This window comes from Faecalibacterium sp. 7 (assembly GCF_049562865.1).
GTDB classification, from domain to species: domain Bacteria; phylum Bacillota; class Clostridia; order Oscillospirales; family Ruminococcaceae; genus Faecalibacterium; species Faecalibacterium wellingii.
Genome location: NZ_CP186911.1, coordinates 693,100 through 714,444, shown reverse-complemented (window position 1 = coordinate 714,444; position 21,345 = coordinate 693,100). Strand labels below are relative to the sequence as shown.

General features: G+C 59.1%; 20 protein-coding genes. 14 read left to right on the top strand and 6 right to left on the bottom strand.

The window, feature by feature from the left end; translation table 11 throughout:
- Positions 1 to 20: 20 nt before the first annotated feature.
- The 3 genes from ACKXF7_RS03655 to prmA form a co-directional block, all read right to left on the bottom strand.
- On the bottom strand, positions 21 to 2,096 hold the full coding sequence (locus ACKXF7_RS03655; RefSeq protein WP_423742172.1) for a hypothetical protein: 2,076 nt from the start codon (positions 2,094 to 2,096) through the stop codon (positions 21 to 23).
- A 398-nt stretch (positions 2,097 to 2,494) separates the two neighbouring features.
- On the bottom strand, positions 2,495 to 3,238 hold the full coding sequence (locus tag ACKXF7_RS03650) for an RsmE family RNA methyltransferase (RefSeq protein WP_423742171.1): 744 nt from the start codon (positions 3,236 to 3,238) through the stop codon (positions 2,495 to 2,497).
- Between the two features lie 73 nt (positions 3,239 to 3,311).
- Positions 3,312 to 4,226, bottom strand: coding sequence for a 50S ribosomal protein L11 methyltransferase (gene prmA, locus ACKXF7_RS03645; RefSeq protein ID WP_423742170.1), 915 nt, complete (start codon positions 4,224 to 4,226; stop codon positions 3,312 to 3,314).
- 318 nt (positions 4,227 to 4,544) lie between these two features.
- Between prmA and ACKXF7_RS03640 the strand changes: the two genes are divergently transcribed.
- From ACKXF7_RS03640 to sstT, 10 genes are all read left to right on the top strand, one after another.
- On the top strand, positions 4,545 to 6,011 hold the full coding sequence (locus tag ACKXF7_RS03640; protein ID WP_339394551.1) for a PTS transporter subunit EIIC: 1,467 nt from the start codon (positions 4,545 to 4,547) through the stop codon (positions 6,009 to 6,011).
- A gap of 176 nt (positions 6,012 to 6,187) precedes the next feature.
- Positions 6,188 to 6,787, top strand: coding sequence for a GNAT family N-acetyltransferase (locus ACKXF7_RS03635; RefSeq protein WP_423742169.1), 600 nt, complete (start codon positions 6,188 to 6,190; stop codon positions 6,785 to 6,787).
- A gap of 297 nt (positions 6,788 to 7,084) precedes the next feature.
- A complete protein-coding gene (locus ACKXF7_RS03630; protein ID WP_423742168.1) occupies positions 7,085 to 7,978 on the top strand; it encodes a phosphate ABC transporter substrate-binding protein in 894 nt (297 codons plus the stop codon).
- A 232-nt stretch (positions 7,979 to 8,210) separates the two neighbouring features.
- The gene (gene pstC / locus ACKXF7_RS03625) at positions 8,211 to 9,122 is read left to right on the top strand and encodes a phosphate ABC transporter permease subunit PstC (protein ID WP_423742167.1); all 912 of its coding nucleotides are present in this window, start codon (positions 8,211 to 8,213) and stop codon (positions 9,120 to 9,122) included.
- A complete protein-coding gene (pstA, locus tag ACKXF7_RS03620; RefSeq protein ID WP_097774559.1) occupies positions 9,115 to 9,972 on the top strand; it encodes a phosphate ABC transporter permease PstA in 858 nt (285 codons plus the stop codon). Before pstC ends, pstA begins: the two co-directional genes overlap by 8 nt.
- A gap of 217 nt (positions 9,973 to 10,189) precedes the next feature.
- Positions 10,190 to 10,957 carry a phosphate ABC transporter ATP-binding protein PstB gene (gene pstB, locus ACKXF7_RS03615; RefSeq protein ID WP_005943706.1) on the top strand — a complete coding sequence of 256 codons (768 nt, stop codon included), beginning with the start codon at positions 10,190 to 10,192 and terminating at the stop codon, positions 10,955 to 10,957.
- A gap of 14 nt (positions 10,958 to 10,971) precedes the next feature.
- Positions 10,972 to 11,640: a phosphate signaling complex protein PhoU gene (gene phoU / locus ACKXF7_RS03610; RefSeq protein ID WP_423742166.1), complete on the top strand. Its 669-nt coding sequence runs from the start codon at positions 10,972 to 10,974 to the stop codon at positions 11,638 to 11,640.
- Between the two features lie 252 nt (positions 11,641 to 11,892).
- On the top strand, positions 11,893 to 12,282 hold the full coding sequence (locus tag ACKXF7_RS03605; protein WP_423742165.1) for a helix-turn-helix transcriptional regulator: 390 nt from the start codon (positions 11,893 to 11,895) through the stop codon (positions 12,280 to 12,282).
- A gap of 171 nt (positions 12,283 to 12,453) precedes the next feature.
- A complete protein-coding gene (locus ACKXF7_RS03600; protein ID WP_423742164.1) occupies positions 12,454 to 12,957 on the top strand; it encodes an N-acetyltransferase family protein in 504 nt (167 codons plus the stop codon).
- Between the two features lie 346 nt (positions 12,958 to 13,303).
- Positions 13,304 to 14,551: a serine/threonine transporter SstT gene (gene sstT / locus ACKXF7_RS03595; RefSeq protein WP_423742604.1), complete on the top strand. Its 1,248-nt coding sequence runs from the start codon at positions 13,304 to 13,306 to the stop codon at positions 14,549 to 14,551.
- A 199-nt stretch (positions 14,552 to 14,750) separates the two neighbouring features.
- Here the strand turns inward: sstT and ACKXF7_RS03590 are convergent, their stop codons facing one another.
- The gene (locus ACKXF7_RS03590; RefSeq protein WP_339394558.1) at positions 14,751 to 15,287 is read right to left on the bottom strand and encodes an ECF transporter S component; all 537 of its coding nucleotides are present in this window, start codon (positions 15,285 to 15,287) and stop codon (positions 14,751 to 14,753) included.
- A 463-nt stretch (positions 15,288 to 15,750) separates the two neighbouring features.
- Between ACKXF7_RS03590 and ACKXF7_RS03585 the strand changes: the two genes are divergently transcribed.
- Together ACKXF7_RS03585 and ACKXF7_RS03580 are read left to right on the top strand one after the other, a co-directional pair.
- Positions 15,751 to 16,602, top strand: a complete 852-nt coding sequence (locus ACKXF7_RS03585; RefSeq protein WP_418265294.1) for a transketolase — start codon at positions 15,751 to 15,753, stop codon at positions 16,600 to 16,602.
- Position 16,603: 1 nt separating this feature from the next.
- Positions 16,604 to 17,551, top strand: a complete 948-nt coding sequence (locus ACKXF7_RS03580) for a transketolase family protein (RefSeq protein WP_339394559.1) — start codon at positions 16,604 to 16,606, stop codon at positions 17,549 to 17,551.
- A 77-nt stretch (positions 17,552 to 17,628) separates the two neighbouring features.
- Here the strand turns inward: ACKXF7_RS03580 and ACKXF7_RS03575 are convergent, their stop codons facing one another.
- Both ACKXF7_RS03575 and ACKXF7_RS03570 read right to left on the bottom strand, forming a co-directional pair.
- Positions 17,629 to 18,192 (bottom strand): LysR substrate-binding domain-containing protein, encoded by a 564-nt coding sequence (locus tag ACKXF7_RS03575; RefSeq protein WP_423742603.1) that lies wholly within the window; start codon positions 18,190 to 18,192, stop codon positions 17,629 to 17,631.
- Positions 18,158 to 18,517, bottom strand: coding sequence for a LysR family transcriptional regulator (locus tag ACKXF7_RS03570; protein ID WP_423742163.1), 360 nt, complete (start codon positions 18,515 to 18,517; stop codon positions 18,158 to 18,160). The genes ACKXF7_RS03575 and ACKXF7_RS03570 overlap by 35 nt, the downstream gene beginning before the upstream one ends.
- 202 nt (positions 18,518 to 18,719) lie before the next feature.
- On the opposite strand from ACKXF7_RS03570, the gene ACKXF7_RS03565 reads away from it, so the two are divergent.
- Positions 18,720 to 20,783 (top strand): FAD-binding protein, encoded by a 2,064-nt coding sequence (locus ACKXF7_RS03565; protein ID WP_423742162.1) that lies wholly within the window; start codon positions 18,720 to 18,722, stop codon positions 20,781 to 20,783.
- A gap of 169 nt (positions 20,784 to 20,952) precedes the next feature.
- Positions 20,953 to 21,261 (top strand): thioredoxin, encoded by a 309-nt coding sequence (trxA, locus tag ACKXF7_RS03560; protein WP_423742161.1) that lies wholly within the window; start codon positions 20,953 to 20,955, stop codon positions 21,259 to 21,261.
- Positions 21,262 to 21,345 lie beyond the last annotated feature (84 nt).

Sequence of the window (21,345 nt, the reverse complement as noted above, 5' to 3'; positions counted from 1 at the left end):
AACGGCAGAGGAGGCAGTGTTTACTGTGCCGTCACGTTGGCGATGACGTAATATTGGCAGCCGCTCGCCTTCACGGCCTGCTCATAGACCGTGCCCGCAGCGTCTGCAGCAGGGTGGATCATCAAATCGCCCACGTCCTCCGCCAGCTTCCAGTTTGCCTTGTCTGCCAGCAGAGACTCGACCTGTGCTTTTTCTGCCGTCGCGGTCTTCTCATCTGCCGAGAGCACCTTGCCCTGCAGGGCTGCCGGGGCAGCCTGTGCGGCGGCATCCCAGAAGATCACGCCGACCTCGCGCGTTTCAACACTGCCGGATTCCTCCGGGGTCAGTTTGGGCAGCACCACACGCTTGGTCTGGCCGCACTTGTCAATGCGGCAGACGTAGTCTGCATAGCCGTCCTTTTCCAGCGTGGGCTCCACGACCTCGCCCTTCAGCTGCCAGTCATGCAGGTCGCTGTTTTCCAGCTTGTTGAAGTCATCAACAATTTCGGGGTGCTTTTCCATGTACTTGCGGTTGTGGACGACCTTGGTGAGAGTGCCGCCGGTGATTTCGTGGTGATTGTGGATAGAATTCAGGGCATTAGAATCCAGTGTGTCCGGCAGGTCAAGTTTTTCTTTAAGGTTTTCTTTTTTGACAGTACCATTCTTATAGCAATTGACGATGGCAGAGTTGCGTTCGCCAAAGTGGGAGGAACCGTCTGCCTTGTAGCTGGCGCTGTCGGCAGGGACATACTGATATTCGACGTTGTATGGGTTATAGCTAGTAGTTTCAGTTGCGGAACCGACCGCAGGGCCGGAGCCTTTTCCATAAATGTATGCGTTGACAATGGTATCACCGGTGCTGCTATTGATGTTGACGTTACAGGTGGCGGTATGGTCGCCATCGACATTCCAGCTGTGAATCTTGCCACCAATCGCAGGGCTGTAGTTACCGGTTCCATCATTTGGGTAGGAAGGAATATCAGAACCATAGGAGTTGATCGCATTTACAGTGCCGCCGGTAATGTTGATGGTTGTTGTGGTATCACCGTGACAGCCAGCATTTCCAATCGCAGGACGATCAACGGAAGCAATAGCTGTAACATTGGCATTTTTTTCAATATTGATCGTGAGATCAGAAAGGCTGCCATCCCGACTAGTACCAATGGCGCAGCTGCCTTCACTGGTTTCTGCATGTACGGTGGCATTTCCGGAGATCGTAATAGTAGTAGGCTCGTTGGAGCGGCCGACTTGATCGCCATTTCCAATCGCAGCGGCAAAAGCAGAATAAGCATCAACAACGGCATCGTCCGTAATGGTGACGCTGTTTCCACTGCCGATACCACCGCCGATCGCAGCACCAGCGCTGGAAACGGCAGTAACATGGGCGTTACCCTTAATGCAGATGTTTTTGCCGGTACCGCCGTAGCCGCCGCCAATGCCGGCGCCGCCATCATATCCGGCAATGGCTTTGATCTCACCGCCGGTGATGGTAATGTTGGATGTATCACAAAGGTCTGCCGTACCACCGCCGCCGATGGCAGAGGTATCTTTGTAGCCGCCTGCCAGCAGCTTGCCATCATCGTTCACATCGTCCTTGATGGTCAGGGTGCCGTTGCCGTATTTGTCCGCTTTTTCGATGGCGGCGTGTTCGTCTTCAAACCAATGGTTCTTAACCAGAACGGTATTATCGCCGTTCAGCTCAAGGTTGGTTTTGCCGTCGCCCTTTATTTCGATCGCACCGGACTTGGTTTTAGCAGTGTCAACTTCAATGTCCACATCCTGCAGGGTCACATTGGTGGTCTGATCTTTTGCCGTCTCCACCGTGATGGTATTTGAAGTCTGCTCGCCGTTGCTGGTAATGGTGACGCCGTTCGGGTCCGTGTCCTTATAAGTACCGTCCAAAGTATCGCCCTTGCTATTTTGGGCGTAGCCGCCCTTCTCTGTGTCCTCCTGCGTCACATAGGTATAGCCGTCAGCTTTGGTCTCTACCGTCACACTGCCCGTGTTTAAGTCGTAGGTATCCGCAAACGCCGCTGTGGCGATGGACGAGACCATGGCCATCAGAGCCGCTGTGGACAGCACCCGCAAGGCAAGCTGTTTTTTCACGTTTTTTCTCATTGCAAAACCCTCCAAACAAAAAAGCTTACAGAGACGCGAACGTTACCGGGAACGATACCGAAAACCGGCAAAAACCGGGATTTCGGGACAGAAAATCACATAGCTGCGCATTTTCATGCCCGGCGTCTCTTTGCGGCACAAGTATAGTGCTGTGCTGTGGAGAATGTCAAGACAAAATGCTGAATTTTCAGGGGGGGGGGGTAGCAATTTTGTAAAACAAGTACAAAATAAGCCGAAAATTTGCGGCAGAATGACAGGGCAAAGCTGCACAAAAATCCGGGAAATCTTTATACGGGGCAAAAAATAAAAGACGGGCCCGGGAAAGCCCGCAGACTTTCCCGAACCCGTAGGTCAGAATTTTTCTTTTATGGAAGGTGCGCCGCCCGCCGGAGCCCCGGTTATTCCAGATCCCCGGTCAGGGTCATGACGGACGCAAGGACTGCCAGCGGGGCGGTCTCGCACCGCAGGATGCGGGGGCCAAGGCCCACCGTTCTGGCACCGGCCTTTGCGGCCATTTCGGCTTCCTCGGCGGCAAAGCCGCCCTCGGCTCCGGTCACGATGGCAATTTTCCGCTTTCTGCCGTCGGCAGGCGCGGTCTCGGCCAGCAGCTGGCGCAGGGGTGCGCCGCCGCACTCGTAGCAGAACAGCACAAGGTCATACTGGTCAAAGGTGCGGCACACGGCCTCGAAGTTCGGCAGCGGCAGGGCCACATCCGGCAGAACGCCCCGGCCGCACTGCTTGGCGGCTTCCGCTGCAATGCGGTTGTAGCGCTCGTTCTTCTGCTCCTCTTTTTTGGGCGCGGCCACGCAGTACCGGCTGAAGAAGGGGATGAAGTGGGCTGCGCCCAGCTCCACCCCGTGCTTGATGATCTGTTCCAGCTTATCCTGCTTGGGATAACCGGCCAGCAGGGTCACTTCCACGCCGGGTTCGGCGGCGCTGGGATAGCCCGGCTCCACCCGGAACTCCACGCACTCGTCCCCAAAGCCGGTGATGGTGGCGGTGTATTCCACGGCGTTGCCGTCGCATAGAATGACAGTATCGCCCAGCTTTGCGCGCATCACGCGGGCAAGATGGTGGGCGTCGGCCCCGCGCAGGGTGGCGGTGCCGTCAGAGATCTCGGTGGTAAAATAACGGTGCGGCATTTTATCAATCCTTTTACATCTTATAGCTCGCCCTTCGGGAGAGCTGGCGCGTCAGCGCCTGAGAGGGTTCTCCTTACGCTTTCTTGCAGACGATGCACTCCCAGCCGCGCTTCTCCTTCACTTCCACAACGGCAAGGCCGGCCTTTTCCAGACCTGCGATCACTTCCTCCTTGCGGCTGTCGATGATGCCGCTGGCAATAAAGGTGGCACCCTCCGCCATCAGGCCCGGCACGGCGGGAGCCAGAGACAGGATGGCGTTGGCCACGATGTTGGCGGTGATGATGTCATATTTGCCGCTGGCCTTGTCCGAAAGGTCGCCCACCAGCACGGTCAGCTTGTCCTGCACGCCGTTCAACGCGGCGTTTTCCCCGGCGGTGCGCACCGCCACAGGGTCGATGTCCACGCCCTCGGCCACGGCAGCGCCCAGCTTCAGCGCCGCAATGGCAAGGATGCCGCTGCCGGTGCCGATATCCAGCACCCGCTCGCCGCCGGTCACCCGCTCGTCCAGCGCTTCCATGCACAGGCTGGTGGTCTCGTGGCCGCCGGTGCCGAAGGCAAGGCCCGGGTCAAGGATCAGCTTTACCCGGTCGGTGTCGTACTGCTGCCACGAGGGCACCACTGCCAGCCGTTTGCCGATCTCCAGAGGGTGATAATACTTGCGCCAGCCGTTCTGCCAGTCCTCCTGCTCCACGCCCTCGGTCTCTGCGGTGTAGGCGATGCCGGCGGCTTCCATGCGGGCGGCAATGAGGGCCAGCGTCTCCACGGGGGAAGCGCCCGGCTCCAGATACATATGGATGATAACGGTGTCGCGGGGCTTGTCCAGCAGCTCCTGCTCGATCAGATCCACATGGGCGATCTCGGCCACCTGCTGCTCGATGTCGCTGTAGTCTTCGATATAAATACCGCCCTCGGCGATCATGGTGGCAACGGCTTCGGCGTTGTCGGCATCGGCCTTGGCCACGGTCAGGCGGATATCAGTCCATTCCATAAAGTAAACCTCCTTCGGTTTCCGGCTTTTCTTATAATAGTATAGTACCCGATTCGGCTGTGGGATGCAAGCCTTTGGGCAAAATGTACGCAAAAAGAAAGGAATTTTCAACATAAAAACGGTACGCGTGCGGAAAAGCCAAAAATTATCGACTATAAAGCCGGTAAATAAGGACTTTTGACGCATTTTGATAGAAAAAATGAGAAAGGGGCTTTCTTTTCTTTCAAAAATATGTTACTATTCTATTACGGAATTATGGACAGCCGACAACCAGAGGCGTCTGTAAACACAAACATTTCTTAAGGAGGAATGTGCTTTATGATGAAGTATCTCCAGAAACTGGGCAAAGCATTGATGCTCCCCGTCGCGGTCCTGCCGATCTGCGGTATCCTGATGGGTCTCGGTTATGCCCTTGCTCCGGGCGTCATGGGCGTTCCCGGTGCTGCAACCTCCGGTGCAGCTTACACCGTTGGCTTCCTGCTGGTCAAGGCAGGCGGCGCTCTGATCGATAACATGGCATGGCTGTTTGCCATTGGTGCCGCTGTCGGCCTTGCTGACAACGACGGCACCGCAGGTCTGGCCGGTCTGGTCAGCTTCCTGATGATGCAGCAGCTGCTGAACCCCGGCGTGGTCGGCATGGTCCGTCACCTGGAAGAAGGCACTGCTACCTACATCGCCTTCCAGAAGGTCGCCGGCAACTCCTTCATCGGCATTCTGGCCGCTGTTGTGGGCGCTGCCTGCTACAACAAGTTCAAGGATATCCAGCTGCCTGACTGGCTGGCATTCTTCTCCGGCAAGCGCTTCGTTGCAATCGCTACCGGTCTGATCTCCATTCTGGTGTCCGTTGTTCTGCTGTTCGTCTGGCCCGTCATCTTCGACGCTCTGGTCGCAATCGGCAACGGCATCGCTGGCATGGGCGGCATCGGCGCTGGCATCTACGCCTTCCTGAACCGTCTGCTGATCCCCACCGGCCTGCACCACGCTCTGAACAACGTGTTCTGGTTCGACACCATCGGTCTGGGCGACCTGTCCCACTTCTGGGCTGGCGAGACCTCTGCTGATGTGGGCTGGAGCCTTGGCATGTATATGTCCGGCTTCTTCCCCTGCATGATGTTCGGTGTCCTGGGCGCTGCTCTGGCTATGGTCAAGACCGCTAAGAACAAGAAGGCCGCCATCGGTCTGGTTCTGTCTGCTGCAATCTGCGCATTCGTCTGCGGCGTCACCGAGCCCTTCGAGTTCGGCTTCATGTTCCTGTGCTTCCCGCTGTACGTTGTGTACGCTGCTCTGTACGGCATCTTCACCATCATCACCTACTACTCCGGTTTCCGTGCTGGCTTCTGCTTCTCTGCAGGCGCTACCGACCTGGTGTTCTCCGCTTCCCTGCCCGCAGCTGCCAAGACCTGGATGATCATTCCTCTGGGCATCGCAGCCTTCGTGGTGTTCTACGCAGTGTTCTACTTTGCCATCACCAAGTTCGACCTGAAGACCCCCGGCCGTGAGGACGAGGACGAAGAGTCCGAGAAGAAGGTCGTTCTGGCAAACAACAACTACACCGAAGTTGCTTCCGCTGTTCTGGCTGCTGTCGGCGGCAAGGAGAACGTGAAGGACGTTGGTTACTGCGCAACCCGTCTGCGCTTTGAGGTCAAGGATAACGCAAAGGTGGACGAGAAGGCCGTCAAGGCTGCTGGTGCTGCCGGTGTCATCCGTCCCAGCAAGACTGCCTGCCAGGTGATCATCGGCACCAAGGTCCAGTTCGTGTACGACGAGCTGAAGAAGATGCTGTAACACAAGGCATTCCATCTGACCCGATGCGGGAGACTGGTTGATCCCGCACCATCATAAAACTGCCGCCGGGAGACGGGACTCAGCTGTCCGCTCCCGGCGGCTTTTTGCGTTCCCGCACGGAGTATGCTATACTGGAAGCAGCAAAACAGGGCGCACCTGCCCGGGAGGAGAAAGCGATGAGCAAAACGTACAACTGGCGGAAACTGAACGAAAAAGAGCTGACGCGGGTCTATCTGGACGAAATGCGGCGGGACTTCCCGCCCACGGAGCTCAAGCCCCTGAGCATGATCCTGAACAGCGAAGCCAACGGCACAGCCCACACATGGGGCGTGTTCGACGGCGAAACACTGGCGGCGTACCTGCTCATGGTGCGCCCGGCGGGCAGCAGGGTGAGCCAGCTGGATTACTTTGCTGTGCTGCCGGAATACCGTGCTGCAGGGCTGGGCGCGCAGCTGCTGGCCGATCTGCCGCAGCACGAGCGGGGTGCACAGGCCATCCTCATTGAGGCCGAATGCCCGGATAAGGCGGAGGACGAGACAATGGCGGTGCGGCGGCTGGGCTTTTATGCCCGGTGCGGGGCCCGGGACACCGGCTTCACCGAGCATCTGTTTGATGCATGGTTCCGCATTCTGGTGCTGGACTGCCCGGGTACCGGTACCTTTGCGGACCGGCAGGCCGTGGATGCACTGGTGGACTGCTACCGCCGCACCATCAGCGAGACCGAGTGGCAGAAGTATGTGCAGTTCTACTGCCCGGACGGAACAAAATACTGCTGAGCAGAAGGCGCTCCATGGAGGGCGCCTTCTTTTTTGTCACTTTGCCCAGCCAGAAAATGGCATTTTCGGCATATTTATCCTGTTTGTAAAATCCGAGTGCAGGTTTTTCATCCCGGCTTTACACAGAGCTGACACGCCCGCAAAAACGGTGTGCAAAGCTTTACCTCCATTTTGCGCGTACATGGTCGCAGCGCGCATGGCGGTGCGGTACAATAAGGCCGTTCCCGAGGAAAACACATAGAAACAAGAAAACATCGGCCGGAACTGCATTCCGGCATTTATTGGAGGAAAAGGGTTATGAAAAAGATCACTCGTCGTTCGTTTATCACTGTCTGCGGCGCTGCTGCTGCAGCGATGGCTCTGACCGCCTGCGGCGGCGCAGCCTCTTCCACTGTGGCATCCTCTGCTGCAGAGTCCGCCTCTTCTTCTGCCGCTGCTGAGACCGCTGCAGGCACCCTGTCCGGCAATGTGGCTACCGGCGGTTCTACTTCCATGAAGAACGTCATCGCTGCCCTGACCGAGGGCTTTGCCGAGGTGGAGCCGGGTGTCACCGTCAGCTACGACCCCACCGGTTCCGGCGCAGGCATCACCGGTGCTACCGATAAGACGCTGGACATCGGACTGTCCTCCCGCGCCCTGAAGGACGACGAGAAGAACGACGTGGACGGCACCATCGTGGCTCTGGACGGCATCGCCATCGTTGTCAACAAGGCCAGCAAGGTGGCAGACCTGACCGTAGACCAGCTGAAGCAGATGTTCACCGGCGAGATCACCAACTGGAAGGATGTGGGCGGCGACGACGGCGAGATCGTTCTGGTAGGCCGCGAGGCCGGTTCCGGCACCCGTGATGGCTTTGAGAGCATCGTGGACGTGAAGGACAGCTGCAAGTACGCACAGGAGCTGACCGCTACCGGCGCAGTCATCAGCGCTGTGGAGGCCAATCCTCTGGCCGTCGGCTACGCTTCCCTGTCCGCTGTGGGCGACACCGTTGCCATGGTCACTGTGGAGGGTGTGGAGTGCAGCGAGGATACCGTCAAGGATGGCAGCTACAAGATCCAGCGTCCCTTCGTGTTCGTCACCAACAAGAGCGTGACCCTGTCGGAGCAGGCACAGGCCTTTGTGGACTTTGCCACCAGCAAGGACGCAGCCGACCTCATCCGCACCGCAGGCGCTGTGCCGGTGAACGAGTAACGGTTAGCGGGCTCGCCCTCTCCGTCATTGCTTGCGCAATGCCACCTCTCCCAAAGTGAGAGGCCTTGGCAGTCCATGCAAAGTCTCCGGTTTCGCCAGAGGCTCTCCCTTTGGGAGAGCTGTCGAGACATGAAGTGCCGAGACTGAGAGGGCGAGGCCGTTCACAAAATACCCCGCCGCGTCTGGCTGTCGTTTCTGCGGGCCGACGCGGCTTTTATAAAGGATCTCAGCTATGAACAAAAAATCCTATCTGAGCCGGGTGCGGCTGCCCCGCACCCCCGCCGGATGGCTGGAAGCGGTGATGAACTTCATCTTCTTCCTGTGCGGTATGCTGGCGGTGGGCTGCGTGGTGCTCATCTCGGTGTACATGGTGATCTCCGGCGTGCCGGCCATCCACAAGATCGGCCTGTTCCAATTCCTGTTCGGCACAAAGTGGGCCTCCACGGCGGCCCAGCCGCTGTTCGGCATCCTGCCCTTTATCCTGTCCAGCATCTACGGCACGCTGGGCGCTGCCATCATCGGTGTGCCCATCGGCCTGCTGACGGCGGTGTTCCTCTCCAAGGCCGCCGACCCCAAGCTGCGCACCGTGGTGGTCACCGCCATCGAGCTGCTGTCCGGCATCCCCAGCGTGGTGTTCGGACTGCTGGGCATGCAGGTGCTGGTGCCTGCCGTGGCAAAGACCTTCGGCAAGGCTTCCGGTGCCTGCCTGCTGAGCGCTATCGTGGTGCTTTCCATCATGATCTTGCCCAGCATCGTGTCCGTGTCAGTCACGGCGCTGAATGCCGTGCCGCCGGAGTATGAGCAGGGCAGTCTGGCACTGGGTGCCACCGACACCGAAACATGGTTCAAGATCAGCATCCCGGCAGCCAAAAGCGGCATTGCCGCAGGCATTGTGCTGGGCATCGGCCGTGCCATCGGCGAGGCCATGGCGGTGATGATGGTGGCAGGCAACAGCCCCAACATGCCGGACAGTCCCTTCCGCAGCGTCACCTTCCTGACCACCGCCATCGCCAAGGAGATGAGCTACGCCGGCGGTCTGCAGCGACAGGCGCTGTTCAGCATCGCGCTGGTGCTGTTCGTCTTTATCATGATCATCAATGTTGTGCTGAACGTTGTGCTGAAGGGGGGAAGCCGGGATGAATAAGGGCCTTTCGCCTTCCCGTCAGATGTGGAACCGGGTCATGACCGCACTGGTCTGGGCCAGCGCCGTGCTGGTGATGGTGCTGGTGGCCGGGATCATCGGCATGGTGCTGGTGCGGGGCATCCCCCACATCAGCTGGAAATTCCTTTCCACCACCGCCAGTGTGCTGAAAAAAACCGACGGCATCCTGCCTGCCATCCTCAACACACTGTATGTCATTGTGCTGACATTACTGATCGTACTGCCGCTGGGCGTGGGCGCGGCGGTCTACCTGACCGAGTACGCCTCCAACCGGCGGCTTATCGAGGTCATCGAGTTCACCAACGAAACGCTGGCGGGCATCCCCAGCATCATCTACGGTCTGGTGGGTATGCTGGTGTTCAGTCAGGCACTGGGCTTCCAGACCTGTCTGCTGTCCGGTTCGCTCACGCTGGTGGTCATGAACCTGCCCACCATCATCCGCACCACGCAGGAATCCCTCAAGACGGTGCCGCAGGGCTACCGGGAGGGTGCCATGGGTCTGGGTGCAGGCAAGTGGCACATCATCCGCACCATCGTGCTGCCCTGTAGCATCGACGGCATCGTGACCGGCTGCATTCTGGCTGTGGGCCGCATCGTGGGCGAAAGCGCCGCCCTGCTCTTCACCGCCGGTGCCGCAGAGGTCATTGCCAAGAGCGTGGCCAAAGCCTACACCTCCAACGGTGCCACCCTGTCGGTGCTGCTGTACCTGCGTGCCTTTGAGGACGGCGATTTCGCTTCGGCCTGGGGCATCGGTGCGGTGCTGCTGGTGCTGGTATTGGCCATCAACCTTGCGGCGCGGCTGGCAAAGACTAAGCTGAAACAGAAACAGTAAAAAGAGAAGAAACCCTCTCAGTCATTGCTTCGCAATGCCAGATTCCCCCTTTTGTCGCTACGCGACATCTTCCCCCGGAGCGGGGGAAGCCTTTCCTCTCAGGGGGAGCTAGAGCGGTGCTGACCGGCAGATGATCAAAAGCTCCCCTTTCGGGGGAGCTGGCACGCCGTCAGGCGTGACTGAGAGGGTTCGTTCCAATTCAACAATGAGGTACTCTATGGAAAACACGAATGTGCCGGTGATATCGGCAAAAGACCTGAACCTCTGGTACGGCGACTTCAAGGCGCTGAAAGGCATCTCGCTGGACGTGGGCGAGCGGGAGATCACTGCTCTCATCGGCCCTTCCGGCTGCGGCAAATCCACCTTTCTGAAAACCCTCAACCGCATGAACGACCTTGTGCCGAATGTGCGCATCGAGGGCGATGTGCGGCTCAAGGGCGAGGACATCTTTGCCCGGGAAATGCAGCTTACCGACCTGCGCCGCCGGGTGGGCATGGTGTTCCAGAAGGCCAATCCCTTCCCCATGAGCATTTACGACAATATCACCTACGGCCCCAAGCTGCACGGTGTGCGCAATAAGGCTGAGCTGGACGAGCTGGTGGAAAGCTCGCTGCGGGGCGCGGCCCTGTGGGACGAGGTAAAGGACCGCCTGAAAAAGAGCGCGCTGGGCCTTTCCGGCGGCCAGCAGCAGCGTCTGTGCATCGCCCGTGCACTGGCGGTGAAGCCCGAAGTGCTGCTGATGGACGAGCCCACCAGCGCACTGGACCCCGGTTCCACCATGAAGGTGGAGGAGCTGATGAGCGAGCTGAAGAAGAACTACACGGTGGTCATCGTTACCCACAACATGCAGCAGGCGGCCCGTATCAGTGACCGCACCGCCTTTTTCCTGCTGGGCGAGCTGGTGGAAGTGGGCCCCACGGCCCAGATCTTCAGCGCACCGCAGGATAAACGCACCGAGGACTACATTTCCGGTCGGTTCGGTTAAAGGAGGAAACAGCTATGAGTATCCGTAAACAGTACGACACCGATCTGGAATCGCTGAAAAAATCGCTGACCGAAATGGGCTGCAACTCTGCCGATGCCGTGGAGAACGCTCTGGAAGCGCTCTGCGTCGCTGACGCTGATGCAGCTGCGACCATCGTGAAGGGGGACGCCCGCATCAACAACATGGAGCGGGATATCGAGCACCGCTGCATGACGTTGCTGCTGCGTCAGCAGCCGGTGGCGGGCGACCTGCGCCGCATCTCCACGGCCATGAAGGTGGTCACGGACATCGAGCGCATCGGTGACCATGCCGCCGACATCGCCGAGATCATCCCCCACCTTGTCACCGTCCGCAAAGAGGGCGACCCGGCGGTAAGTCAGGCCATTGCCATGGGCAAAAAGGCTCACCAGATGATCCTGGATGCCCTCGATGCCCTGACGGCAGAGGACGAGCTGGCGGCGCGCAAGGTCATTGCCGCAGACGACGCGGTGGACTACGATTTCAACGCCATCAAGCATCAGCTGGCGCAGGAGATCGCCGAAGACCCCGGCAAGGTGGATGCAGCGCTGGATCTGCTGATGGTCATCAAGTATCTGGAGCGCATCGGCGACCACGCCGTGAATGTGGCCGAGTGGGTGCAGTTCGTGCGAACCGGCCGCTATAAGGACGAGAGCATGTTCTGAGCATTTCCCTTCCTCATTTTTGAGGGTTCGTGTTTTCTTTATTTCTCCTGAAAAAGGCCGTTTCTGCCCTGTGCAGAGGCGGTCTTTTTCTGCAGGACGAAAATTGACTAAAAATTTTTTAGCTTTCTGCAATATTCCGGTGCGTCGGTTCGTATCTGAGGTGTAGGGCGGCAGGAGCCGCCATTCCCTGTGCGGCGGGCGTCCGGCATCCCCCAGTCCCCGCCCGCCGCACCCTTTACGGAGGAAACGCAGATGACACAGACGAATCTTATCCTGCCGGAAGTCAGGGCCGGAACGGTCAGCCGCGAAGCGCTGGTGCAGGCGGCACTGAAAGAGATCACCCAGAACTACCGGGAAGCCAGCCTTTCCAACGTGGCGCGGGAGTATGGCGTTTCGCTGGCATACGTCAGCGAGTGCGTGCGTGCCGAGACCGGCCGCACCTATAAGGAATTGCTGCAAAAGCACCGTATGGAGACCGCTGCCCGCCTGCTGCGCCGCAGTGACATGAACATCCAGCAGATCATTTCTCTGGTGGGCTACGAGAACACCAGCTATTTCTACCGCCTGTTCCACGAGCGCTACGGCCTCAGCCCCCGGGAATACCGGCTGGTGCGCACGGGCCATACCCGCACCAGTGCATGAACCACAGCCTGACCAGACAAAACAGGGCACAGCAGACGCCGTGCCCTGTTTTGTCGTTTCGGAACGTTTTATGGCAGATCGATGCAAAAAACTGGATTTTTATGGAAAAATGGAGTACAATAGAACCATTCTAGCAGCGTCGGTGCGGCGCTGTCGAAAGAGGTGGAATGAATGTTTCGTGGAGCAGTGAGAGGGGATCTGCCCCAGATCCTGAAGATCTACGCCCATGCACGTGCAGTCATGAAGGCATCGGGCAACCCGACCCAGTGGGGGGATGATTTCCCGCCGCAGGAATTGCTGGAGGAGGATATCGACTCGAACCGGTTGTTTCTCTATGTGGTCAACGGCCAGATCGAGGCCGTGTTTGCCTTTGTTCTGGGGGCGGACCCCACCTACGCCGTCATTGAGGACGGTCAGTGGCTGGACGATACCCTGCCTTACGGCACGGTGCATCGTCTGGCATCGGCCGGTAAACAGAAGGGTGTGGGCAAGGCCGTGCTGGACTGGAGTCTGGAGCACTGCCAGAGCCTGCGTGCGGACACCCATGCCGATAACAAGATCATGCAGCATCTGCTGGAACAGAACGGCTTTACCCGCTGCGGCGTCATCCATGTGCGGGACGGCTCGCCCCGCTTTGCCTACCAGAAGCTTGCGCCCACCCAGCCGCTGCGCTGAAAACAGAATACACCCCCAAAGAGCCCCGGTCTGCGGATGCAGAGCCTGCCATGCAGGACTGTGCACGCAGGCTTTTTTGTTTGCCCCGCCCGCTCCGCCCTGCGCCGCTCGACGGTGACGGAGAGAACAAAGCCGCGAACGGCCAAATCTGTCCTTGCCACAAATACAGATCGACGGAAAAAACCTATGGGCACCGACCGGAACGCAAATTTGTGAACGAAAAATGTCTGAAAACGCTTTCATTTCTCTGCCGTGTGTGCTATAATAACACCCGTCCTCGTGTAAGAGACAGGAAACTGTGCGCCAATGGCGTACAATAGGAAAGAGGAGTGTCTATATGAAAACGTTGAACAAGGCAGTTGCCCGCTACAACGGCATCAGCCTGATCGTTCGCATCCTGATCGGTCTGATCATTGGTGCGGTGCTGGCTCTGGTGGCCCCCGGTGCAGGCTGGGTGGGTGAACTGGGCAGCCTGTTCGTTGGCGCACTGAAGGGCATTGCCCCGGTGCTGGTGTTCGTGATCGTGGCAAGTGCTCTGGCACAGGGCTCTTCCAAGCTGGACCGCCGCTTCGGCACGGTCATCTGGCTGTACATGCTCACCACCTTTCTGGCTGCGGCCATCGCAGTGGTGACCAGCTTTCTGTTCCCGGTCACGGTCGTGCTGGCAGACGCTGCCCAGTCGGACGTGGTGCCGCAGGGTCTGGGCGAAGTGATGGGCACCCTGCTCACCAACTTTGTGGCAAACCCCGTCAGTGCCATCATGAGCGGCAACTACATCGGCATCCTGTTCTGGGCCTGCATGTTCGGCGTGGCTATGAAGAAAATCGGCTCTGACACCACCAAGACCTTTATGGCAAACACCGCCGATGCGGTCTCCCAGATCGTGCGCTGGATCATCAATCTGGCTCCCTTCGGCATCATGGGTCTGGTCTACACCAATGTTTCCGGCAATGGCCTTGCCATCTTTACCCAGTACGGCAAGCTGCTGGCCCTGCTGGTGGGCACCATGCTGTTCATGGCCCTCATCGTCTCCCCCTTCATCATGTTTATCTATCTGGGCTGCAACCCCTATCCGCTGGTGTTCCGCTGCCTGCGTGAGTCCGGCCTGACCGCCTTCTTCACCCGCAGCTCCGCCGCCAACATCCCCGTGAACATGGCCCTGTGCGAAAAGCTGGGTCTGGACAAGGACATGTACTCCGTCTCCATCCCGCTGGGCGCTACCATCAACATGGACGGTGCCGCCATCACCATTACCATCATGACGCTGGCCGCTGCCAACACCTTGGGCATTCAGGTGTCTCTGGCTGCAGCCATCGTGCTGAGCGCCATGAGCGCTCTGGGTGCCTGCGGTGCTTCCGGCGTGGCCGGCGGTTCCCTGCTGCTGATCCCCATGGCCTGCTCCCTGTTCGGCATTTCCAACGATGTCGCCATGCAGATGGTAGGCGTCGGCTTCATCATCGGCGTGGTGCAGGACTCTGTGGAGACTGCCCTGAACTCTGCCGGTGACGTGGAGTTCGCTGCTACGGCAGAATATCATCAGTGGCGCAAGCAGGGCAAGCCCCTGCCGGAGTTCCTGACCCGTAAGAAGAACTGAAAACTTGTTTTTGAATTGCGAACCAGCAAAGCTTACGGACTTTGCTGGTTCGTTTTTTATAGAACAAACTTAAAATTACGGCCCCTCCCGTGAAAAAGCAGAAGAGCAGCGGCCGCAGCCGCTGCTCTTTTGTAATAATAAAAATAAAATTTCCGCTGTTTATGCCCAGAGCAAAGCGGAGGGCATTCTAAATAGTAAGTCAATCCATGACCTTTGCCTTCTGCAAAGCCACTAAAATCAGCGGGATGAGCACCAGCTGTGCCACAATGCCCGGCACGGCGGTGAGCAGCGCGCCGGACAAAAACGCGCTGAACGGGAAGGACGAGCCGGTCAGGCCTGCCAGCACAAAGCGGACGGCACCCCACACCAGACGGCCTGCCACCATGGCGGTGACGAGAGAAGCGTACATCATGGGAACGGTGTGCTTCACCTTGCGCCAGAGCACGCCGGACACAAGGCCGTAAGCGGCCAGCTCAAAGGCCATGGAGATGGCGATGGGGAACATGGGCGGCATGCCGAACAGCACCGACCGCACCAGCGGAGCAATAAAGCCCACGGCAAGGCCCCATGGACCGCCCAGCACAAAGCCGCACAGCAGAATGGGAAAGTGCATCGGGCACAGCATGTTGCCCACCTGCGGCACATGGCCGGTGATCATGGGCAGCACAAAGGCCAGTGCAAGGAACAGTGCAGCCAGCACAAGGCTGCGGGTGGTGGAACGGGGGTTGGTTTTCATAAAAAAGCTTCCTCCTTTTGCCAGATAAAAAAGGGGCCTGCCCGGCTTGCAAGCCAAAGGCAGACCCCTTCGTGGCGTCTATAGCAACAAAAATAAGATGGCAGGGCCTGGACCGGCCCGCCGCGCCGCGCACATGCGCAGCGCGCAGATGCTCCGCACAAATGGAGAAAACAGGCTTCTGCCTGCGCATCCGGCTTCCTGCCGGAATCTGTGAAAAATATAGCAGATGCCTCTGGCTTTGTCAAGATACGGCAAAAAGCCTGCAATTTAACCAAAAAGCGGCAAATTTCCATGAATATTTCCCCGCGTATGTACATTTTGCATGAAGAAGCTTGACCTTTTTGCATAGAATAGCTAATATAAAATTGAAAAAGAGCGCGCTGCGGGCAGCAGGACTGCACCGGCGCTGACGAAAGGCTTTTTTGAACATGTGCAAATCTGAGGTTCATACGGGAGGACCATCATGACAAATGCAGAAAAACTTACTCTGGCCAAGCACGCCTGCCACATCCGCATGGGCGTGATCGAGGGCACGCACAGCGCAAAGTGCGGCCATCCGGGCGGCAGTCTGGATATCGCCGAGCTGCTGAGCTACCTCTATTTCGTGGAAATGAACATTGACCCGAAGGACCCCAAGATGGCCGATCGCGACCGTCTGGTGCTGTCCAAGGGCCATGCTGCACCGGCACTGTATGCAGCGCTGGCAGAGCGCGGCTATTTCCCGGTGGAAGACCTCAAGACCCTGCGTAAGATCGGCAGCTATCTGCAGGGCCACCCCAACATGAACGAGACCCCGGGTGTGGATATGTCCACTGGCAGTCTGGGTCAGGGCATCTCTGCCGCCTGCGGCATGGCACTGGGCGCCAAGCACGCCGGCAAGCCCATCAACGTCTACACCATCGTGGGCGACGGCGAGGTGGAAGAGGGCGAGTGCTGGGAAGCCTTCATGTTTGCCGCACACTACGGCCTTTCCAACCTGTGCGTTGTGCTGGACCGCAACCATCTGCAGATCGACGGCACCACCGAGACCGTGATGAACAGCGCCCCGCTGGAAGAGAAGCTGAAGGCCTTCAACTTCAATGTCGTCACCATTGACGGCCACGACTACGACCAGATCGAAGCCGCCATGCAGGCGTTCCATGCAGAGACTGTAAAGCCCACCTGCATCATCATGGACACCACAAAGGGCAAGGGCGTTTCCTATATGACCAACTCTGTGGACTGGCACGGCAAGGGCCCCAACGATGACGAGTACAAGATCGCAATTGAGGAACTGAACGCCGCATACGCCGCGCTGGAGCAGGAGGAAAACTAAGATGGCAGATGTGAAGAAGATCGCTACCCGTGAAAGCTACGGCAACACCCTGAAGGAGCTGGCCGCAGAGGGCCACGAGGATCTGGTGGTGCTGGACGCAGACCTTGCCGCTGCCACCAAGACCGGCATGTTCCGCAAGGCTTACCCGGACCGCCACTTTGACTGCGGCATTGCCGAGGGCAACATGATGGGCGTGGCCGCGGGCCTGTCCACCATGGGCTACGTGCCCTTTGTTTCCAGCTTTGCCATGTTCGCCGCCGGCCGCGCCTTCGAGCAGGTGCGCAACTCCATCGGCTACCCCCACCTGAACGTGAAGATCGGTGCCACCCACGGCGGTATCTCGGTGGGCGAGGACGGTGCTTCCCATCAGTGCTGTGAGGACTTTGCCCTCATGCGCAGCATCCCCGGCATGACCGTGATCTGCCCGGCGGATGATGTGGAGGCCCGCGCCGCTGTGCGTGCCGCCTACGAAATGGAAGGCCCCGTCTATCTGCGCTTTGGCCGTCTGGCCGTGCCGGTGTTCCACGATGCCGAGAACTATCACTTTGAGATCGGCAAGGGCGAGCAGATCACCGAGGGCAGCGACATTGCCATCATCGCCACCGGCCTGATGGTCAACGAAGCCCGCATGGCTGCGGAGCAGCTGGCCGCTGAGGGCATCCATGCCCGGGTCATCAACATCCACACCATCAAGCCTCTGGATGAGGAGATCGTCCTCAAGGCTGCAAAGGAGTGCGGCAAGGTCATCACCGCCGAGGAGCACAACGTCATCGGCGGTCTGGGCGAGGCCGTCTGCGCCGTGCTGAGCGAAAAGCTGCCCACTCCGGTGCGCCGCGTGGGCGTGCAGGACGTGTTCGGCTGCTCCGGCCCGGCATGGGACCTGCTGAAGTTCTACGGTCTGGATGCTGCCACCATCTGCAAGACTGCCCACGAAATGCTGGGCAAATAAAGCTGTCGGAATATTATAAGAGCTGAAGGGCTGCTGCACGTTCGTTCAAAAGAATGTGCAGCAGCCCCTTTTTGCGTTCATTCTTCGCCCAGCAGCTTTGCGCGGCTGGCGTATACAGCGGTAAATACCTCCCGCAGCCGTTGGATCTCGGGGCGCGGGTCGTCCCGCAGGGTCAGCAGACAGGTGTCCGGCAACGGCAGCTGCAGCGGCAGATACCATGCCGCCGGAAAGGCCGGGTATTTCATCGGACACAAAAACATGCCGCGCCCGGCAAGCAGATCGTTGTAAACACACTCGTAGTTTTCCACCATGTGCCAGCTTGGTGCGGAAAACGGCAGGCCGGGCTGAACAACGGCAAGATCCACCATTTCCTGATACAGCGGCTCATAAAACAGCTGCTGCCCGGCAAGATCGGCCAGCGCCAGAGTGCTGCGCCCTGTGAGCGGGTGCTCCGGCGATACGATCAGGTAAAAGGTGTTGTGCAGGATGGGGAGGCGCTCGATCTCTGGCTGCAGCGGCCCAAAGGGCAGATAGAGGGCTGCGTCTGCCTCGCTGCAGAGCATTTCGTGGGGGTTGCGTGACACGGGCCGAGTATCCACCGCAAACTCATACCCCGGCAGCGCGGCGTGCAGCCGTGCCATCAGGATGGGATAAATGGGGTCCCGCTGCAGCAGCACCGGCGGCAGGCGCAGGGTCAGCGTGCGCCGCCGGGCAAAGCCCTTCAGTGCGGTGCGGGCGTTCAGGATGCTGCGATAGATCCTCCGCCTGCGGCACAAAGGCCCGGCCTGCTTCGGTCAGCGCCACGCGGGTGGTGCTGCGCTCAAACAGGGCCAGATCCAGCTCCTTTTCCAGACTGCGGATCTGGTAGCTGAGGGCGGGCTGGGTGCAGTACAGCTCCCGGGCGGCTGTGGTAAAATTCAGGGTCCGGCTCACGGTGAGAAAACACAGCAGCTGGTGGTCGTTCATCCGAAAAAAGCTCCTTTCTGTGCAGGGAAAGATCCGTCTGCTCTCAGTATAGCATGGAGGAAGCCGGTTATAAACACTTTTTATTAGCATGGCAAAATTTTTTTGTTTCCCTTTTACTTCGTTATATTTTATACTAAGTGCGGCGCGGGAAAAACTCCCGCAGAGACGAAGAGAAATTGATGAGAAGAAAGAGGAAATCCAAATGGAAAAGATCTCCCGCAAAGGCTTTTTGAAGGTCGCCGCCGCTGCCGCCATGAGCGGCGTCACCGCCGGTGCACTGGCTGCCTGCAACTCCGCAGCTTCTTCCAGCACCGCCGCTTCCGGCGATGCCATCTACACCGCCGGTACCTACACCGGCACGGCCACCGGCATCGGTGAGGTGAAGGTGACCATGACCTTCAGCGAGACCGCCATCACCGAGGTGGTCATCGATGCTTCCAACGAGACCGAGAGCATCGGCGGCGTGGCTGCGCCCACCCTGCAGGAGGCCATCATGGCCGCACAGGGCACCGAGATCGACAACATCTCCGGTGCTACCGTCACCACCAACGCCGTCAAGAAGGCGGCTGCCAGCTGCATCGAGCAGGCCATGGGCGTCAAGGCAGACGGCGCAGACAGCTCTGCTGCCGCTTCGGAGAACGACTGGCTGGGCACCGAGCCGGAGATCGACGAGAGCAAGGTCACCAAGACGGTGGATGTGGATGTGGCCGTGGTGGGCTGCGGCGTTGCCGGTGTGGCAGCTGTGCGCAGCATCGCCGAGGACGGCGGCAAGGTAGCAGCCTTTGAAAAGGCTGACGGTCCCCAGTGCCGCAGCGGCGAGTATGCCGTCATCAACGGCAATGTGCAGGCCAAGTGGGGCCGCAACACCTGGACCCGTGAGCAGATCGACGAAATCGTGGACTCTCACATGGTGGAGAGCACCTACCGCTGCAAGCGCTCCATTATGAGCAAGTGGGCCCACAACATCGGCGATGCCTTTGACTGGTGGGTGGAAGCAAACCCGGATCTGTACTACGCCGAGACCACCCGCAGCGCCATCCCCGACGAGAACGCAAACAACTTCCTGATCCCCATTTTCTACCCGCTGCCCGAGAACTACGACTGGAAGCAGGAGCGCTTCCCCTGCTACCCCACCTCCGTGGAGTTCCTGCCCAACCAGTCCGTCACCGTCAATGCCAACATGCAGAAGGCCGTTGACACCGGCAACGTGGAAACCTTCTACGGCTGCTTTGTGGAAAAGCTCATCATGGAGGACGGCCGCTGCGTGGGCCTGTATGCCCGCGATGCTGCCACCGGCGAGTACATCAAGTGCAACGCCGCCAAGGGCGTCATCCTGTCCACCGGCGATTACTCCCAGAACACCAAGATGCTGCAGCATTTCTGCCCCGAAGTCATTGAGAACAACATCCAGTGCCTGTTCACCAACGTGGACGTGGAGGGCAGCTTCACCAATCAGGGCGACGGCATCCAGCTGGGCATGTGGGCAGGCGCTCAGGTGCAGCAGAGCCACGCACCCATCATCCACCATATGGGCGGCGGTGCCGACCTGTCCGGTGTGGGCGTCATGGGCAACGCAGGTTTTTTGAATCTGGATCTGAACGGCAAGCGCTTCATGAACGAGGACCTGCCCGGCCAGCAGCTGGAAAACCAGATCGAGCTGCAGAAGAACCGCGAGAGCTGGCAGATCTTCGACTCCAACTGGCCCCAGCAGCTGCCCTACATGCCCGCAGCCCACGGCGGTGCCTGCTACTACGAGGACTACGCCAGCGAGGCAGAGGGCCCCAAGAACAACACCACTTACCGCAACTACAAGAGCCCCTATCAGCTGGAAGCAGCCGTGGCCGATGGCCGTGCCGTCAAGGCCGACACGCTGGAAGAGCTGGTGGCGAAGATCTACCCCGATGACACCGCTGCCCAGCAGACCGCGCTGGAGTCCATCCAGCGCTACAACCAGCTGGCCAAGGACGGCTACGACGAGGACTTCCACAAGCCCGCATCCCGCATGTGGGCTGTGGAGAACGGCCCCTTCTACGCCGACAAGTTCACCACCGCCCTGCTGCTGGTCTGCATCGGCGGTCTGGAGAGCGACGAGAACTGCCACACCTTCGACGCCGACCGCAACGTGATCCCCGGCCTGTATGTGGCAGGCAACGTGCAGGGCAACCGCTTTGCCACCGAGTACCCCATCGGTCTGAAGGGCGTCAGCCACTCCATGGCCATGTACTACGGCTACGTTGCCGGCAAGAACGCCATGCAGGAAGTCTGATCCTGAAGCCGCAATAAAAGAACCATTCCCCGCCCGGAGCAGTATTCTTTCTTCCTGCTCCGGGCTTTTTTGCGCCCCAATGTGACCCGGTTACGGAAAAGCCCCGGCATTTGGGGTATACTGATGCCATAAGAACAACCACGAACGAACCCTTTCAGGAGGTAGAAATATGGCAGTTGTTACGATCACGAAGGAAAATTTTGAGCAGGAGGTGCTGCAGAGCACAAAGCCCGTCCTGCTGGACTTCTGGGCCAGCTGGTGCGGCCCCTGCCGGATGCTCAGTCCCGTCGTGGACGAGGTGGCCGAGGAGCGCACCGATGTGAAGGTGGGCAAGGTGAATGTGGACGAACAGCCGGAGCTGGCCGGGGAGTTCGGCGTCATGAGCATCCCCACCCTGCTGGTGTTTGAGCAGGGCAAGCTGGTGCGTCAGGCCGTGGGTGCCCGCCCGAAGGCCGGTGTGCTGGACCTGCTGGGATAAGATCTGCCTGAAAAGGAGCTGCTGCATTCGGTGCGGCGGCTCCTTTTTCCTGCCCTCTGTACAAACGCACAGAAAAATCATGCC

Bases quoted from the DNA above. Each gene is read 5' to 3' on its own strand.
- ACKXF7_RS03650 (WP_423742171.1), bottom strand. From the start codon at position 3,238: ATGCCGCACCGTTATTTTACCACCGAGATCTCTGACGGCACCGCCACC.
- pstB (WP_005943706.1), top strand. From the start codon at position 10,190: ATGGAAAACACGAATGTGCCGGTGATATCGGCAAAAGACCTGAACCTC.
- trxA (WP_423742161.1), top strand. From the start codon at position 20,953: ATGGCAGTTGTTACGATCACGAAGGAAAATTTTGAGCAGGAGGTGCTG.
- ACKXF7_RS03600 (WP_423742164.1), top strand. From the start codon at position 12,454: ATGTTTCGTGGAGCAGTGAGAGGGGATCTGCCCCAGATCCTGAAGATC.
- ACKXF7_RS03575 (WP_423742603.1), bottom strand. From the start codon at position 18,192: ATGGCACGGCTGCACGCCGCGCTGCCGGGGTATGAGTTTGCGGTGGAT.
- ACKXF7_RS03580 (WP_339394559.1), top strand. From the start codon at position 16,604: ATGGCAGATGTGAAGAAGATCGCTACCCGTGAAAGCTACGGCAACACC.
- ACKXF7_RS03585 (WP_418265294.1), top strand. From the start codon at position 15,751: ATGACAAATGCAGAAAAACTTACTCTGGCCAAGCACGCCTGCCACATC.
- ACKXF7_RS03570 (WP_423742163.1), bottom strand. From the start codon at position 18,517: ATGAACGACCACCAGCTGCTGTGTTTTCTCACCGTGAGCCGGACCCTG.
- ACKXF7_RS03590 (WP_339394558.1), bottom strand. From the start codon at position 15,287: ATGAAAACCAACCCCCGTTCCACCACCCGCAGCCTTGTGCTGGCTGCA.
- ACKXF7_RS03655 (WP_423742172.1), bottom strand. From the start codon at position 2,096: ATGAGAAAAAACGTGAAAAAACAGCTTGCCTTGCGGGTGCTGTCCACA.
- ACKXF7_RS03640 (WP_339394551.1), top strand. From the start codon at position 4,545: ATGATGAAGTATCTCCAGAAACTGGGCAAAGCATTGATGCTCCCCGTC.
- pstA (WP_097774559.1), top strand. From the start codon at position 9,115: ATGAATAAGGGCCTTTCGCCTTCCCGTCAGATGTGGAACCGGGTCATG.
- phoU (WP_423742166.1), top strand. From the start codon at position 10,972: ATGAGTATCCGTAAACAGTACGACACCGATCTGGAATCGCTGAAAAAA.
- prmA (WP_423742170.1), bottom strand. From the start codon at position 4,226: ATGGAATGGACTGATATCCGCCTGACCGTGGCCAAGGCCGATGCCGAC.
- ACKXF7_RS03630 (WP_423742168.1), top strand. From the start codon at position 7,085: ATGAAAAAGATCACTCGTCGTTCGTTTATCACTGTCTGCGGCGCTGCT.
- ACKXF7_RS03635 (WP_423742169.1), top strand. From the start codon at position 6,188: ATGAGCAAAACGTACAACTGGCGGAAACTGAACGAAAAAGAGCTGACG.
- pstC (WP_423742167.1), top strand. From the start codon at position 8,211: ATGAACAAAAAATCCTATCTGAGCCGGGTGCGGCTGCCCCGCACCCCC.
- ACKXF7_RS03565 (WP_423742162.1), top strand. From the start codon at position 18,720: ATGGAAAAGATCTCCCGCAAAGGCTTTTTGAAGGTCGCCGCCGCTGCC.
- ACKXF7_RS03605 (WP_423742165.1), top strand. From the start codon at position 11,893: ATGACACAGACGAATCTTATCCTGCCGGAAGTCAGGGCCGGAACGGTC.